The sequence below is a fragment of the Streptococcus cristatus genome, from assembly GCF_008369405.1.
Taxonomy (GTDB): Bacteria; Bacillota; Bacilli; order Lactobacillales; family Streptococcaceae; genus Streptococcus; species Streptococcus cristatus_G.
In genome coordinates this window covers 43,238-58,226 of the sequence record NZ_VSJJ01000011.1, presented here as the reverse complement: position 1 = coordinate 58,226, position 14,989 = coordinate 43,238, and the positions used below count along the sequence as shown (strand labels likewise).

The following is a 14,989-nucleotide window of genomic DNA, read 5'->3' as shown; positions in this document are numbered from 1 at the left end:
AAAGAAAAAGTAGTGAGTACTCTCTCCCGTCGGAGATTTCTTCACTACTAATCTTAGTATGTTTGTCAACTGTAGTGGGTTAACGAAAAGTCATACTCTGGAGAGAACCGAATTGGTTCTCTCCTTTTTGATATTCAAAGCGATGAGAATTCTAGTTTTAAAGTTGTCAAAGTTCCGAAAGCCAAAAGCGTTGCGCTTGATAACCTTGATAAGGTTGTTAGTGGCCTCTAGCTTAGCATTTGAGTAAGGAAGTTCCAAAGCATTGATAATCTTGTCCCTCTCTTTCAAAAAGTCTTAAAAACAGTCTGAAAGATAGGATTTATACAAGAAATTGTATCTTCAATGAGTCCAAAGAAATGTTCAGCTTGTTTCTCTTGAAAATGAGAGAGTAAGAGTTGATAGAGATCATAGTGTTCTCTGAGTTCTTGAGAGTAAGAGAGCAGCTTTTCCAGAATCTCTTTGTTGGTCAAATGCATGCGAAAAGTAGGGCGATAAAATCGTTTATCGCTGAGTTTACGGCTGTCTTGTTGGATCAGTTTCCAGTAGCGTTTGATCGCCCTGTACTCGTGCGATTTTCGATCCAATTGATTCATGATTTGGATGCGAAGACGGTTCATAGCCCGGCTCAGGTGTTGTACAATGTGAAAACGATCCAGAACGATTTTCGCAGAAGGGAAGAGTTGTCTGGCGATGTCGTAGTAGGGACTAAACATATCCATTGTAATGACTTTAACGCGGTTTCGGACCTGTCTGGAATAGCGCAGAAAGTGATTGCGAATCGTTGCTTGGGTCCGTCCATCTAAGATAGCTACGATTTTTCTGGAATCAAAATCCTGTGCAATGAAGCTCATCTTTCCTTTCTTGAAGCCAGCTGAAACAGTCTCTCCCCAGACTGTTTCACTCCCAAGACATGTGAGTTGGAAGATAGTTGAGATCTGCCTTAAATTTAAACTCCTTTAGTTTTCGAATAACTGTGGACGTGGAAACAGCTAAGCTTTCAGCGATGTCGGTCATAGAAAGCCTCTCCATCAGTTTTTGAGCGATTTTCTGGTTGACGATGGTTGCGATTTGGTGATTCTTCTTGACTAAGGACGTTTCTGCGACAGCTGTTTTTCCGCAATCTTGACAGCGGAAACGTCGTTTCTTTAAGCGAATCAGGGTTTTGTATCCCGCACACCCTAGATAGGGGATTTTAGATTCTTTCTGGAAGTCATATTTAGCCATTTGTCCTTGACAGTAAGGACATTTAGGAGCAGGATAATCTAGCTTAGCGATGACTTCTTTATGTGTACCAGCATCTAGAACATCCAAGATTATGATGTTCTTGTCTTTAATTCCGAGTAAGTTTGTGATAAAATTGAACTGTTCCATAAGATTCTTTCTAATGATGGTTTGGTCGCTTTTCATTATAGGTCTTATGGGACTTTTTTTCAACAAAAGAAGCTCCATAATTCCTACAGTGATTTTACCCACTACAGAAATTATAGAGCCTTTTAATTTAGTAAGTTTGAGGAGCCTAGGCTCCTTTTTGTTGTTCAATATCCGCCAAATCCATATTTTAGAAATACATTTTCATGCTTCTAATCTTTTCTTCATCTGGTGTGACGCGCAAGGTTTTCTGACCTGTATAGGTGACAAATCCAGGCTTGCCACCAGTTGGTTTGTTGAGCTTTTTAGCCTCAATCATGTCCACTTGGACCAGATTGGAGAGTCTGGCCTTGGAAAAGTAGGCTGCTAGCTCGGCAGCATCCGTCTTAACTTCATCGCTAGGCTGAAGATTGCCTGTGATGACCACATGACTGCCTGGAATATCCTTGGCGTGGAACCAAAGCTCGTCCTTCTTAGCCATCTTGAAAGTCAGCTCATCATTTTGTAGATTGTTGCGGCCGACCAGGATAATGGTTTGGCCATCTGTTGCCAAATATTTCTCTGGTTTCTGCCTTTTTTGGATTTTCTCTCTCTGGCGTCGGCGGATAAAGCCAGTCTGGATGAGTTCTTCGCGAATTTCCGCAATTTCAGTCAGGCTGGCCTGAGCAAGGGCTGTTTCCACGCTCTCTAGGTAGAGAATAGTATTCCGTGTCTCCTCAATCAAGCTGGTCAGGTGTTTGACAGCTTCCTTGAGTTTCTGGTAGCGTTTGAAATAGCGCTGGGCATTTTGATTGGGGGTCAGGGCCTTGTCGAGTGTGATGATAATCTTCTCACCCGTGTAGTAATTGTCCAGCTCTACCTGATCCTGATCGTTGGGCACCTGATGGAGGAAGGTGGTCAAGAGTTCCCCTTTTTGACGGAATTCTTCTGCATTTTCCGTTGCTAGGATCTCCACCTCTTGCTTGCCCAGCTTTTTACGGTTCTTTTCCAACTCATTTTCTACTCGGCGGATGAGCTCGCTGGCCTGCTGGTTGACCCGATCGCGCTCAGCCTTGTCCTTGTAGAAAGTGTCTAAAAGCTCGGATAGCGTGGACATTTGGGTCTTGCTGTCGGAAAATAGCAGAGCAGAGAAGGATTTTTCGGTCAGGCTTGGCTGAGTCGGACTGGAAAAGAAGGCTCGGAAAGTTTTGAGCTTGTCAGCTATCAGACGGCCACTGAGTTCAGTAGCTGTATCCCGACCCAAGCCCTGAAACATTTGCTGCAGGCGTTTGGGCTCGATATCCTCTGTCTGTAGGATTTGGAAGAGCTTTTCATCACCCACAGTGAAAGGGTTGAGACTGCCAGTCTGAGGCGGTGCGACATAAGTTGAGCCCGGCAGGATAGTTCGATAGCTATTTTGCGAAAATCCGACGTGTTTAATGGCTTCAATAATCTTACCGCTAGCTTTGTCCAGAAGAATGATATTGCTGTGCTTGCCCATGATTTCGATGACCAGAGTCACAGCCACGCTATCGCCGATTTCGTTCTTATTGGAGACGCTGATTTCCAAAATTCGGTCATTCTCCACTTGCTGAATCGCTTCAATAACAGCGCCCTGCAGGTATTTGCGCATGACCATGATAAAGGTATTGGGAACAGCTGGATTTTCAAAAGTAGTCTCTGTCAGCTGGACGCGCCCAAAGACCGAGTGGGCTGACAGGAGCAGCTTGTGACTTTTGCGATTGCTGCGAATCTGTAAAACCAGCTCCTGTTCAAAGGGCTGATTAATCTTCTGAATACGGCCGCCTAGCAATTCGCGGCGGAGCTCCTCTGTCATGTGGTGTAAAAAAAATCCGTCGAAAGACATGCTTTTCTCCTTGAAAGTTGCTAAAGAAAATTATAACAAAAAACCAAGTCAAAAGCTTCTAAAGTCTCATCAAAAAGAAATTTATTTTTTGTTAATGATTATCGATATAAACAAAAAACGAACATTTTATAAAAATTTTCAAAAAAGCCTTGACATCCCTTCAGGAAAAATTTACAATATAGGAAATTAGAAAAGTAGTAGATGCATTTGTTTTTAGCGAGCTTGTGGTTGGTGGAAATGAGCAGCAAATCTTTACGAAATTGGGCTAATTGATAAATATGAATTTGAAACAATAAGAATTCGGTAGGCACACCTTACAGTGCAGCTTGTTTGATGACAAGACAGAGATATGGAGAAAGACTAGCTATTTTTCCATAATTGAGGTGGCACCGCGATTTACGCCCTCACACAGAATACCTGTGTGAGGTTTTTTGTTGCTTATTATAAAAATAAGGAGAATTGCCCATGTTTAAACGATGGCGTCCCTAGGGATTGAATAGCAAAAAAATGAAATAAAGAAATGGAGAAAGAACATGAAAAATAAACGTTTAATGACTATTTTAGGCCTTCTGGCTGTTTTGGTAATCGGTGGGATGGCTTATTCCAGCTTGAGCAGCAAGAGCAATGCTACTAATACCGGCGACGAGAGTAAGACAGTCAAGGTTGGTGTCTTGCAGTATGTCAGCCACCCTTCGCTTGATTTGATTTACAAGGGAATTCAAGATGGTCTAGCTGAGGAAGGCTATAAGGGCGATAAGATCAAGATTGACTTTATGAATGCTGAGGGCGATCAGAGTAAGGTCTCTACTATGAGTAAGCAGCTGGTTTCCAATGACAACGATGTGCTGATTGGGATTGCGACTCCGTCTGCTCAAGGACTGGCTGCAGCTACTAAGGACAAGCCTATTGTCATGGGAGCTATCACAGATCCAGTTGGAGCAAATCTAGTGAAAAATCTGGACAAGCCAGGTGGCAATATCACGGGTGTCTCTGACCGCAATCCAGCCAAGCAACAGCTAGATCTGATTAAAAAATTGACTCCAGATGTAAAAACTATCGGTGCGCTCTACTCTAGCAGCGAAGACAACTCCAAAGCTCAGGTGGAAGAGTTCAAAAAATTGGCTGAAGAGGCAGGCTACAAGGTAGAGGAATACTCTGTTCCTTCAACCAATGAAATTGCTTCAACCATGAATGTCATGACTGGCAAGGTTGATGCTATCTGGATTCCAATTGACAATACCATTGCTTCAGCTTTTGCGACAGTTGTGTCCAGCAATAAAGAAGCTAAGAAACCGATTTATCCAAGTGCGACAGCCATGGTGGAAGAAGGAGGCCTTGCCTCTGTCGTTGTAGACCAGTATGACCTAGGTGTTGCGACTGGTAAAATGGCAGCTAAAGTCCTTAAAGGTGCCAAACCTGCTGATACTGCAGTAGATATTTTCGATACAGGTAAATCTGTTATCAATACCAAAAATGCCAAAGAACTTGGCATTACTGTACCAGAAGATGTTTTGAAAGAAGCAGGACAAGTGATTAAATAGAAAGAAGGAAGTCTGTTGTTTCACAGGCTTCTTTTTCTCAATAGTCTCTTCTTGTAAAACCTTTAACTGAGCTTGCGAAATGTTTAGAAATCTGTTAGAATGAAATATAACTGAATAGCAATCCGCAAGACCAGTAACCTAGGGGAAGTTTAACAGGGAGGGGAGCCATCGACTGAAAGCTCTCTAGATGAAAGCTAGGCGAATTCACTTGCTCTAGGATTGATAAGTAAGGTCTGGCTTGCCAGATAAAAAACGGATGGTACCGCGTGTCAACGCTCCGCTTATGGAGATTGGCGCGCTTTTTATTTTGGAGGGAAAATGACGAAAACGATTGAAGAACAACTGAAAAGCCTGCGTGAAGAGACTCTAGCTTCTCTCAAGCAGCTCAAGGCTGAGAATCAAAAGGAACTGCAGGACTTGCGTGTAGCAGTCTTGGGTAAGAAGGGTTCGCTGACTGAAGTCCTAAAAGGGATGAAGGATATTTCAGCTGAAATGCGGCCGATTATCGGGAAGCATGTCAATGAAGCGCGTGATATTCTGACAGCAGCCTTTGAAAAGACTGCTCAAGAGATGGAAGAGCAATTAGTAGCTCTGAAACTGGCTGAGGAATCCTTGGATGTGACCCTGCCAGGCCGTAAAATTCCGGTTGGGAACCGTCATATTCTTAGCCAAACTAGTGAAGAAATTGAAGATATCTTTATCGGGATGGGCTATCAGGTCGTGGACGGCTTTGAAGTGGAAAAGGACTATTACAACTTTGAGCGGATGAATCTGCCCAAGGACCATCCAGCACGGGATATGCAGGATACTTTCTACATTACAGAGGAGATTCTGCTCAGAACCCACACCAGTCCAGTGCAGGCGCGAGCTATGGACGCCCATGACTTTTCTAAGGGACCGCTCAAGATGATCTCACCAGGGCGCGTTTTCCGCCGGGATACCGATGATGCGACTCACTCTCACCAGTTTCATCAGATTGAAGGCTTGGTGGTTGGAGAAAATATTTCCATGGCAAACTTGCAAGGAACGCTGCAGTTGATTGTCCAGAAGATGTTCGGCCAAGATCGCAGTATCCGTCTGCGTCCATCTTACTTCCCATTCACTGAACCATCTGTTGAAGTGGATGTTTCCTGCTTTAAGTGTGGTGGTGCCGGATGTAATGTCTGCAAGAAGACCGGCTGGATTGAGATTATGGGAGCTGGTATGGTGCATCCGCGCGTGTTGGAAATGAGCGGCATTGATGCAGAGAAATACTCTGGATTTGCCTTTGGTCTCGGCCAAGAGCGGGTAGCTATGCTCCGCTACGGTATCAACGACATTCGTGGATTCTACCAAGGAGATATTCGTTTTTCTCAGCAGTTTAAGTAAGAAGCATAAACTAGGATTTGATTTGAACAATCCCATCACGACAAGCCTGATTAGCAATGTTTGTGGACTTGAAATGCGTAGCAAAGATGCCCATCAGTTTACTTGCTTATGAGACAATTTTAGCTGGGAAGCTTACTCTCAGCCGCTTCTGGGAAAGGAGTGCCCTATGTTAGTTAAAGTTCGGCCAGAGGATCTGGATATTTTACGGGAGTTGGAAGTGCAGACCTACCAAGAAACTTTTGGCCCTTTCATCAAGCAGGAAGACTTGGAGCATTATTTTGCCCATGAGCTGGCGCGTGAAAGGCTGGAGTTGGAGTTGTCAAATCCTGAGTCTGAGCATTATTTTGTACTGGACAAGGAAGAAAAAATCGTTGGTTTTCTCAAGTGTAACTGGGGTCAGGCTCAGACAGAGCAGGAGTTGGAAGATTCCTTTGAAATTCAACGGATTTATGTGCTTGCCTCCCATCAGGGTCTCGGCTTGGGCAAGGAAATGTTTGAATTTGCCCTAGAAGAAGCCCAAAAACGTGGTTTTAGCTGGGCTTGGCTAGGCGTTTGGGAAAGAAATTTCAAGGCGCAGAACTTTTATTTTAAATATGGCTTTGAAAGATTTAGCCAGCATGAATATATCACTGGTGACACAGTCGATATTGACTGGCTTTTAAGGAAGAAATTAAACTAAAAAGACGATAGTATCGCTGCTTATTGGGTTTTTAGTAAAAACAGAAATTTATAGAGAGGAATCAAATACGACCGAAGATAGAACGGACTGGCTTTGTCTATGAAATCAAAGTTAGTTTTGGTCGGTCGTAAAATCATCAATATGTTAGTTAGTTATAAATGGTTAAAAGAACTGGTTGATTTGGATGTGACAAGCGCCGAGCTGGCGGAGAAAATGTCCACAACTGGTATTGAAGTAGAAGGAGTCAGCTCGCCAGCTGAAGGTCTTTCGAAAATTGTTGTCGGAGAAGTTTTAAGCTGCGAGGATGTACCTGAAACTCACCTGCACCTCTGTCAGGTCAATGTCGGTGAAGAAGAGCCTCGCCAGATTGTCTGTGGCGCACCGAATGTTCGCGCAGGTATCAAAGTTATGGTGGCCTTGCCGGGTGCTCGTATTGCGGATAATTATAAGATTAAAAAAGGAAAAATTCGTGGGCTAGAGTCACTGGGTATGATTTGTTCCTTGGGCGAGCTGGGCATTTCGGATTCTGTCGTGCCAAAGGAATTCGCGGATGGCATCCAAATTTTGCCAGATAGTGCTGTACCAGGAGATGAGGTTTTCCCTTATCTAGACCTGGATGATGAGATTATTGAGTTTTCTATCACGCCTAATCGGGCTGATGCTCTGTCTATGCGTGGGGTAGCACACGAAGTAGCAGCTATCTACGATAAGCCTGTTCATTTCAAAGAATTTCCTTTGACTGAAGGGGATAAAGAGGCTGCGGCTAGCTTGTCTGTTGCCATTGAGAGCGAAAAAGCGCTGTTTTATGCCGCTCGCATTTTGGACAATGTGACCATTGCTCCGAGTCCTCAGTGGCTGCAAAATCTCCTCATGAACGAAGGAATCCGTCCGATTAACAATGTAGTAGACGTGACTAACTACATCCTGCTCTACTTTGGTCAGCCAATGCATGCCTTTGATTTGGACACATTTGAGGGTGACCAGATTGTCGTGCGGGAAGCGCGTGCTGGTGAAAAACTGGTGACGCTGGACGGCGAAGAGCGTGAACTGGAAGTCGGTGATTTAGTTATCACTGTGGCAAATAAGCCAGTGGCTTTGGCTGGTGTCATGGGCGGAGCGGCAACCGAAATCTCTGACAAGTCGACTCGTGTCGTTCTGGAAGCAGCTGTCTTCAATGGCAAGTCAATCCGTAAGACAAGCAGCCGTCTGGGCTTGCGTTCTGAGTCTTCTTCACGCTTTGAAAAAGGGATTAACCTTGCAACAGTAACCGAAGCTCTAGATGCTGCGGCAAGCATGATTGCTAACTTAGCTGGTGCTAATGTTCATGCCGGCATTGTCCAAGCAGGACGGTTAGATACGGCTGACAAGCAGGTTTCGACTAGCCTTTCTGATGTCAACCGAGTTCTGGGAACAGATTTGACTTATGCGGATATTGAAGATATTTTCCGTCGTCTAGGTTTTGGCCTCAGCGGTTCTGCGGACTTCTTCACAGTCAGCGTGCCTGCTCGTCGTTGGGATATTAGTATTCCAGCAGATCTTTACGAGGAAATTGCTCGTATTTATGGCTACGACCGCCTGCCAGTTTCCCTACCTCAAGATGCTGGAACGGCTGGCGAATTGACGGCCACTCAGAAGCTACGTCGCAAGGTTCGGACGGTGGCTGAAGGAGCAGGTCTGACAGAGATTATTTCCTATGCCTTGACCACGCCAGAAAAAGCTGTCGAATTTACGCTCAATCCTACAAATCTGACGGAGCTTATGTGGCCTATGACAAGGGAGCGCAGTGTTCTTCGCCAAAATATGCTCTCAGGTATGTTGGATACTGTCAGCTACAATGTTGCTCGTAAAAATAAGGATTTAGCCCTTTATGAAATTGGGAAAATCTTTGAACAAACAGGCAATCCGAAGGAAGAATTGCCTAATGAAATCAATAGCTTTGCCTTTGCTTTAACTGGCTTGGTAAGTGAAAAGGATTTCCAAACGCCAGCGACTCCTGTGGACTTCTTCTACGCTAAGGGTGTGGTTGAAGCACTCTTTGACCGCTTGGGATTAGAAGCTGATTATCAAGCAACTGACCAGCTCAAGAGTCTGCACCCAGGCCGGACAGCGCTGATTTCGATCAAAGGTCAACCAGTGGGCTATGTTGGGCAGGTTCATCCAGTGACGGCCAAGGCTTATGACATCCCAGAAACCTATGTGGCGGAGCTCAATCTGACGGCTATTGAGGCGAGTCTTGAGCCAGAACAGCCTTTTGTAGAAATCACCAAATTCCCAGCTGTTACTCGCGATGTGGCACTCTTGCTCAAAGCAGAAATCAGCCACAGACAGGTGGTTGAAGCGATTCAAGCTGCCGGAGTGAAACGTTTGACGGATATCAAGCTCTTCGATATCTTCTCTGGTGAAAAGCTGGGTGTTGGCCTCAAGTCTATGGCCTACACACTGACCTTCCAAAATCCAGAAGACAGTCTAACCGATGATGAAGTGGCTAAATACATGGAAAAAATCCAAAAATCCTTGGAAGAAAATGTCGGCGCAGAAGTGCGCTAGTATATACAGAGAGAAGCAGTCCTTTGGGCTGCTTTTGGCTATAAAAGAGCTTTATAAAAGTCGTGATTTATGGTATTCTAGTCCCATAAAGATTTTACAGAAAGAATATTTTAATGGAATATAAAAGAAGTTATGCAGCTGAAATTGTAGCTATTATTATTGTTATTATTGGAGCCTTCATATTCATTGGGGTAATGCAATCACCAAATAGTAGTGGTAGGAACCATAGTGATAGCTTGGAACAGCTAGAATCTGAACGAAAAGAAGCAAGGTTGAATGAAAGCCCGATGACTATTGAAAAAGCCAAAACCTTGGTTAATTCGGATTTTGCACCTGAGAATGAAACACCAGAAGAAGAGCAAAAAAGACTGCAAGCTTTTGTAGAGACCTATAATAAACAATTAGAGTCCGAACAAGCTTCTATCCGAAGAGAAAAGGAATCTGAGCAAGAAATTCTCAATCAAAATAATGAATATGTGGGTCCAATTCTAATTGGTGCAGGTATTATAGTTACTATTTTAGGTGTTTCGGCTTATAAGAAAGCTCATGAGCCTGCAGCTTTTACTATTTCTGATGATAAGATTGATGTTAAACCCTCTGTTTTCCAAGATATAAACCACATTGATTTAACAAATATTAAGCAAATCGAGTATGAAATTAGACGTGCTTATTCTAAAAATTCGAGATCAACTTATCGTATACTTTATTTTAAAGACGAAGAAGGAAAAACATTGGAAGAGATTGACTTGAATGATCTTGTTGATGCTGATTTCAATACGATTTATAAAGAAATTAGTAAACGAGCTCCGCATATCGAATGGATCTTTCCAGAGTAAGAGAAAGATTAGTAGTCGATGAATCAACTCGCTTTTTGTCTCGCTAACTTTATTACTGGGAACAAACAATGTTGTAGATGGTTCTGGAAGAATTCGAAAGTGAAGATTAGAAGGAAAAGTAATTATGGAAAATTTGAACCAAATTTCCCAATGTCAGACTCTTTGGGCTAGAAATAAATATCTGGTTCTCAGTTATTCCAGTAAGATATATCTGGAAATCCGCCAATATCTAAAAAGTGACTCGGTGGAAGCAGCACATGTCCAAGACTTGATTGACCAAGCGATAGCACTTCCTGAAAATCGCGGTCAGGTCTGCAATGCCTTTCAGCATATCTGGGGCTATTTTAAGAAAAAAGCCAGCACGACTGAAAAAGAAAATTTTATGCTTCTTTTAGAGCGATACCAAGTAGGTCAGGTGAAGCAGGAGGTTTTGGTAGAAGCTGTGAAAGATTTGCTTAGAAAGTACCCCAATCTCTATTTGCAACAGTCGACCTTGATATTTGGGGATGATGCAGAAGGCTCGTCCATCAAGGATGACTAACTTTGATCCTCTAGAAGAAGCAAGAAATTCTACATCTCCAGTCAAGTTTGGCTGGAGAATTTTCTATTTTTAGATAAAAAAATGCTATATGATTGACAAACAAAACAGACAATTGTAGAATATAATTATAAACTACAAATGTAGAAAAAGGAGAAAGCAATATGACTATTTCAAAAAAGGCCTTTATCGGCATTCTATCTCTGACAGCAGCAGTTTCACTGGCTGCTTGCTCAAGCAATGCTAATCAGGGAGGAAATGCTAACTCATCACAAAATACCCAAAGCCAAACATCACAGCCTGCGCAAGAACAGACTTCTTCATCCAATGCAGGTCAGACCAGCAATCTAAACGGACGCTACCAAGCAACTGACCATGATGGAGACCAGCATGTCCTAGAAATCAATGGTTCGACTGGTACTTGGACTGAGATCGAGGTCGATGGCAGTAAGGAAATCAAACAGGTACAAGTAGATGCAGCGAACCAAAGACTAATTGTCGGTGACGATGTCAAAAGTTACCGACAAAATGGCAATCAGCTAATTGTGGATGAACTAGATGATGGTCCAGACACTCTGACCTTTACCAAGCAGTAAGCATCTCCCAATCTGCTCAGAAAAAGAGTGTGCGAAGCGTAGAGAAAAAGAAACAAGAAAGGTTTCGGTATATGAACTGAAGCCCTTGTTTCTTTTTATTTTATGAATTTCTTTTAAGGAATGTTTCTTACTTAGGGAATCGCTATACGACTTAGTGATTTTCCTGTGAATCTAGTTACCATTAGTCTCATATGTTTTTCTAGCTTGCTTCTTTATGATATAATGATCTTTAATATCTTAAAGGAGGACAGCTTTGTTTTTAGCTTTTAAAGAGATTATCTACAGCCGTGGACGCTATCGTTTAGTGGTTTCTGTGGTCTTTCTCATTACCTATATGGTTTTCTTTTTGTCTAGTCTTTCTGTCGGTTTGGCTAGGCTCAATCGCTTGGCTCTGGACCAATGGCAGGCTGAGTCAATTGTCTTGTCGGAGTACGCAAATAAGAATCTGGTTGCTTCGACTATCAAGGAAGAGGAGTATAGTAGCTTGTTTCAAGGGGACTCAATTGCGGCTTTGGGACAGACGTCAGCAGTGGCCAATTATGAAGATGGGACTGATAAAATCAATGCTCAAGTTTTTGGTCTCTCTTGGGATAGTTTTCTGGCGCCTGATATTATTGAGGGACGTCCTGCTGAAACTGCTCATGAAGTCATTGCGGATAAGCGTCTCCAGCAAAAAGGTGTGAAATTGGGCGAGCAGCTCCAGCTCAATGGCAGTGAGCGCCTCTATCAGGTTGTTGGTTTCACAGAGGATAACAGCTTCTTAACTCAGCCAGTTCTCTTTATGGCGCTGGAAGATTTCAGGGAATTAAAGTACGGCTCAAGTCAGGTTAAGAATATCAGTGCACTTGTGGTCAAGGATGGTCAGAAGATTGAAGAAGCTGGACTTAGTCAGCTCTCTATGAGTGATTTTATAGAAAATATCCCTGGCTATCAGCCTCAGGTACTGACTTTTTCCTTTATGATTGGGGCCATGGTCCTGATTACATTTTTGGTATTGGGAATTTTTATGTACATCATTACCATCCAAAAGACGCATCTTTACGGTATTATGCGCGCCCAAGGGATTGCCAGTGGGAAGATTATTGCTTCTATTTTTTGGCAGATTTTCATCCTGTCCACTCTGGGAATCAGCTTAGCTGTCTTGGCTCTCTTGGGAACTCAGCTAGTCTTGCCAGCTTCTATGCCTTTTTATAGTGACTGGCGAGCTTATGCTGGATTGATTGTGCTGATTGTTTTCATGTCACTGGCTGGCGGACTTTTGTCCATTCATCGGGTTCTGAAAATTGACCCTATCACAGCGATCGGAGGTGAGTAAATGTCAATCATAGAACTAAAAGGGGTTACGAAAGAATATGGTCAGGGGCATACGCTGGTTCAAGCCCTGAAGCCAACTGATTTCCAACTGGAAGCAGGGCAGTTTGTAGCTATTATTGGGCCGTCAGGATCGGGGAAAACAACCTTTCTGACCTTGCTGGGCCATTTACAAACGCCTTCAAAAGGACAGATTCTCCTGCATGGGAAAGATACCTCCCAGCTCAAGGAAAAGGAACGGGCAGCCCTGCGTTTCAATGATTTCGGCTTTATTTTGCAGGCCTCCAATCTCATACCTTTTCTGAAAATCGAAGACCAGTTTCAGCTGATTGACCGCTTATCTAAAAAGGAAAGAACAAATCTGGACAGTCTGATTGAGCTACTAGATCTAAAAGACACGCTTAAGCAGTATCCCAAAGAATTGTCCGGCGGAGAACGGCAGAGAGCTGCTATCGCCAGAGCGCTTTACAATAGCCCAGATATTATCTTGGCTGATGAGCCGACAGCTAGTCTGGATACGGAGCGGGCTAAGCGCGTGGTTCATCTGCTCAAAGAAGTAACACAGAAATTCAATAAGAGCGTGGTCATGATTACCCATGATACCCGCCTACTGGACGAGGTTGACAAGGTCTATGAAATGCAAGACGGAGTGCTGACTCAAGTCCGATGAAGATGTGCCCAAACAGAAAAATAGTTTGGGATAAGGAGAGTACCATGATTCATGATCAGGCGAATTCTCAGCTAGATTGAATAGACAAACAAACACGGTTCTATTTTTCAAGAACCGTGCTTCTTTTTCTTCGCTTTTTCGTAATTTTCAGGATTTATTTTTGTGGTGTGGGCTTTGTTGAGGAAGGCCTCCTTCCAGCTGCGTTTTTGGATGGTATCTCTGACTTGCTCATTCTTTCGACTTTCTAGATATTCGCCTAGATTTTTTTCTTTGATGAATTCTGTGATGCCCATATCATTTCCCTAAACAAAACTGGCTGAAGAGCTGGGTGATGAGTTCGTCTGGTGCGGCATCACCTGTGATTTCTCCGAGGATTTCCCAGGTGCGAGTCAAATCGACTTGGAGAAGATCCACTGGCATGCCCAATTCCAACCCCTCGTTGACGGCTTGTAGGCTTTCGACAGCTTTTTCGATGAGGGAAATGTGGCGGGCATTGGATAAGTAGGTGGCATCTTGCTCGACAATGCCAGCATTCTCAAAGAAGAGTTGATTGATTCGCTCCTCGATCTTATCGATATTTTGATTGTGGAGGACGGAAATCTTGATAGCATCAGCAGGCAGTTGGTTCAGCTCAATCTTTTCTTCGAGGTCAGTTTTGTTAAGTAGGACAATACGATTGCTGTCTTTACTGATTTCAAGCAACTGGCGGTCTTGCTCGGTCAGGGGCTCGCTGGCATTGAGAACTAGGAGGACTAGATCAGCTTCCTGCAGTGCTTTTCTAGAGCGTTCAACACCAATCTGCTCTACCAGATCATCTGTCTCGCGAATACCTGCCGTATCAATAAGCTTGAGCGGTACGCCGTTGATATTGACATACTCCTCAATCACATCACGAGTTGTCCCCTCGATGTCGGTTACAATAGCTTTGTCCTCACGCAGAAGATTGTTGAGGAGGCTGGATTTGCCAACATTAGGTCGACCGATGATAGCAGTCGAAATTCCTTCGCGCAGAATCTTGCCTCGTCGTGCAGTTTTGAGAAGATGGGTCAGAAGTTGCTCAAATTCTAGCGTTTTTTCACGAATGATTTCCGTCGTTGCTTCCTCAACATCGTCGTACTCAGGATAGTCAATGTTGACCTCGACCTGAGCCAGTGTGTTGAGGATTTCCTGACGGGTGCTGTTGATAAGGTCGGAAAGAGAGCCATCCAACTGCTTGACAGCATTGTTCATTGCTTTATCGGTCTTGGCGCGGATGATGTCCATGACAGCCTCAGCCTGAGTCAAATCCACGCGCCCGTTGAGAAAGGCTCGCTTGGTAAATTCGCCAGGCTCGGCCATTCTAGCCCCCTCGCGGATAGTCAGCTGCAGGATTTCATTGGTCACCGCAATCCCACCGTGGGTATTGATCTCGATGATGTCCTCGCGCGTGAAGGTCTTGGGAGAACGCATAGCCCCGACCATGACCTCATCCAGAATCTCCTGATTTTGAGGGTCGATGATATGACCGTAGTTGAGTGTGTGGCTGGCAACTTTGTCTAGGTCCTTGCCTTTAAAGATTTTTTTGGCAATAGCAAAGCTGTCAGTCCCGCTTAGTCTGACGATACCGATGGCTCCTTCCCCAAGAGGGGTCGAAATCGCAGCGATGGTATCAAATTCTCGTGTTATCATGTATATCCTTTCTGAAAATCT

At 43.8% G+C, this 14,989-nt stretch carries 12 protein-coding genes, 1 pseudogene and 1 other annotated feature; of the genes and pseudogenes, 9 read left to right on the top strand and 4 right to left on the bottom strand.

All coding sequences use genetic code 11. The annotated features are described in order from the left end of the window. Nucleotides 1–90: 90 nt before the first annotated feature. Both FXF62_RS09565 and fbpA read right to left on the bottom strand, forming a co-directional pair. Nucleotides 91–1,371, bottom strand: a pseudogene (locus FXF62_RS09565) (ISL3 family transposase). Between the two features lie 187 nt (nucleotides 1,372–1,558). Beyond that, complete coding sequence (fbpA, locus tag FXF62_RS09555; RefSeq protein ID WP_149518551.1) at nucleotides 1,559–3,214, bottom strand: Rqc2 family fibronectin-binding protein FbpA; 1,656 nt, start codon at nucleotides 3,212–3,214, stop codon at nucleotides 1,559–1,561. Nucleotides 3,215–3,385: 171 nt separating this feature from the next. Beyond that, nucleotides 3,386–3,623: a binding site (T-box leader), on the top strand. A gap of 124 nt (nucleotides 3,624–3,747) precedes the next feature. Between fbpA and trpX the strand changes: the two genes are divergently transcribed. The 9 genes from trpX to FXF62_RS09510 all read left to right on the top strand — a co-directional run bounded on the left by trpX (nucleotide 3,748) and on the right by FXF62_RS09510 (nucleotide 13,300). After that, on the top strand, nucleotides 3,748–4,755 hold the full coding sequence (trpX, locus tag FXF62_RS09550) for a tryptophan ABC transporter substrate-binding protein (protein WP_149518550.1): 1,008 nt from the start codon (nucleotides 3,748–3,750) through the stop codon (nucleotides 4,753–4,755). A gap of 318 nt (nucleotides 4,756–5,073) precedes the next feature. Further along, nucleotides 5,074–6,123: a phenylalanine--tRNA ligase subunit alpha gene (gene pheS, locus FXF62_RS09545; RefSeq protein ID WP_149518549.1), complete on the top strand. Its 1,050-nt coding sequence runs from the start codon at nucleotides 5,074–5,076 to the stop codon at nucleotides 6,121–6,123. A 166-nt stretch (nucleotides 6,124–6,289) separates the two neighbouring features. Continuing rightward, the gene (locus FXF62_RS09540) at nucleotides 6,290–6,802 is read left to right on the top strand and encodes a GNAT family N-acetyltransferase (protein WP_149518548.1); all 513 of its coding nucleotides are present in this window, start codon (nucleotides 6,290–6,292) and stop codon (nucleotides 6,800–6,802) included. A 141-nt stretch (nucleotides 6,803–6,943) separates the two neighbouring features. After that, nucleotides 6,944–9,349, top strand: coding sequence for a phenylalanine--tRNA ligase subunit beta (gene pheT, locus FXF62_RS09535; protein WP_149518554.1), 2,406 nt, complete (start codon nucleotides 6,944–6,946; stop codon nucleotides 9,347–9,349). Nucleotides 9,350–9,462: 113 nt separating this feature from the next. Then, on the top strand, nucleotides 9,463–10,185 hold the full coding sequence (locus FXF62_RS09530) for a hypothetical protein (protein ID WP_149518547.1): 723 nt from the start codon (nucleotides 9,463–9,465) through the stop codon (nucleotides 10,183–10,185). A 124-nt stretch (nucleotides 10,186–10,309) separates the two neighbouring features. Next, nucleotides 10,310–10,726: a YbgA family protein gene (locus FXF62_RS09525; RefSeq protein ID WP_149518546.1), complete on the top strand. Its 417-nt coding sequence runs from the start codon at nucleotides 10,310–10,312 to the stop codon at nucleotides 10,724–10,726. 161 nt (nucleotides 10,727–10,887) lie between these two features. Further along, a complete protein-coding gene (locus FXF62_RS09520) occupies nucleotides 10,888–11,319 on the top strand; it encodes an SP_0198 family lipoprotein (protein ID WP_149518545.1) in 432 nt (143 codons plus the stop codon). Nucleotides 11,320–11,572: 253 nt separating this feature from the next. Next, on the top strand, nucleotides 11,573–12,634 hold the full coding sequence (locus FXF62_RS09515; protein ID WP_187984264.1) for an ABC transporter permease: 1,062 nt from the start codon (nucleotides 11,573–11,575) through the stop codon (nucleotides 12,632–12,634). Next, nucleotides 12,635–13,300 carry an ABC transporter ATP-binding protein gene (locus tag FXF62_RS09510; protein WP_149518544.1) on the top strand — a complete coding sequence of 222 codons (666 nt, stop codon included), beginning with the start codon at nucleotides 12,635–12,637 and terminating at the stop codon, nucleotides 13,298–13,300. A gap of 107 nt (nucleotides 13,301–13,407) precedes the next feature. Here FXF62_RS09510 and FXF62_RS09505 read toward each other — a convergent pair whose 3' ends face one another. Then, nucleotides 13,408–13,593 carry a hypothetical protein gene (locus tag FXF62_RS09505; RefSeq protein WP_149518543.1) on the bottom strand — a complete coding sequence of 62 codons (186 nt, stop codon included), beginning with the start codon at nucleotides 13,591–13,593 and terminating at the stop codon, nucleotides 13,408–13,410. A gap of 1 nt (nucleotide 13,594) precedes the next feature. Beyond that, nucleotides 13,595–14,968 carry a tRNA uridine-5-carboxymethylaminomethyl(34) synthesis GTPase MnmE gene (mnmE, locus tag FXF62_RS09500; RefSeq protein WP_149518542.1) on the bottom strand — a complete coding sequence of 458 codons (1,374 nt, stop codon included), beginning with the start codon at nucleotides 14,966–14,968 and terminating at the stop codon, nucleotides 13,595–13,597. Nucleotides 14,969–14,989: the final 21 nt, after the last annotated feature.

Excerpts from the sequence above, each read along its gene's own strand:
- fbpA (WP_149518551.1), bottom strand. The coding sequence starts at position 3,214 with ATGTCTTTCGACGGATTTTTTTTACACCACATGACAGAGGAGCTCCGC.
- trpX (WP_149518550.1), top strand. The coding sequence starts at position 3,748 with ATGAAAAATAAACGTTTAATGACTATTTTAGGCCTTCTGGCTGTTTTG.
- pheS (WP_149518549.1), top strand. The coding sequence starts at position 5,074 with ATGACGAAAACGATTGAAGAACAACTGAAAAGCCTGCGTGAAGAGACT.
- FXF62_RS09540 (WP_149518548.1), top strand. The coding sequence starts at position 6,290 with ATGTTAGTTAAAGTTCGGCCAGAGGATCTGGATATTTTACGGGAGTTG.
- pheT (WP_149518554.1), top strand. The coding sequence starts at position 6,944 with ATGTTAGTTAGTTATAAATGGTTAAAAGAACTGGTTGATTTGGATGTG.
- FXF62_RS09530 (WP_149518547.1), top strand. The coding sequence starts at position 9,463 with ATGGAATATAAAAGAAGTTATGCAGCTGAAATTGTAGCTATTATTATT.
- FXF62_RS09525 (WP_149518546.1), top strand. The coding sequence starts at position 10,310 with ATGGAAAATTTGAACCAAATTTCCCAATGTCAGACTCTTTGGGCTAGA.
- FXF62_RS09520 (WP_149518545.1), top strand. The coding sequence starts at position 10,888 with ATGACTATTTCAAAAAAGGCCTTTATCGGCATTCTATCTCTGACAGCA.
- FXF62_RS09510 (WP_149518544.1), top strand. The coding sequence starts at position 12,635 with ATGTCAATCATAGAACTAAAAGGGGTTACGAAAGAATATGGTCAGGGG.
- FXF62_RS09505 (WP_149518543.1), bottom strand. The coding sequence starts at position 13,593 with ATGGGCATCACAGAATTCATCAAAGAAAAAAATCTAGGCGAATATCTA.
- mnmE (WP_149518542.1), bottom strand. The coding sequence starts at position 14,968 with ATGATAACACGAGAATTTGATACCATCGCTGCGATTTCGACCCCTCTT.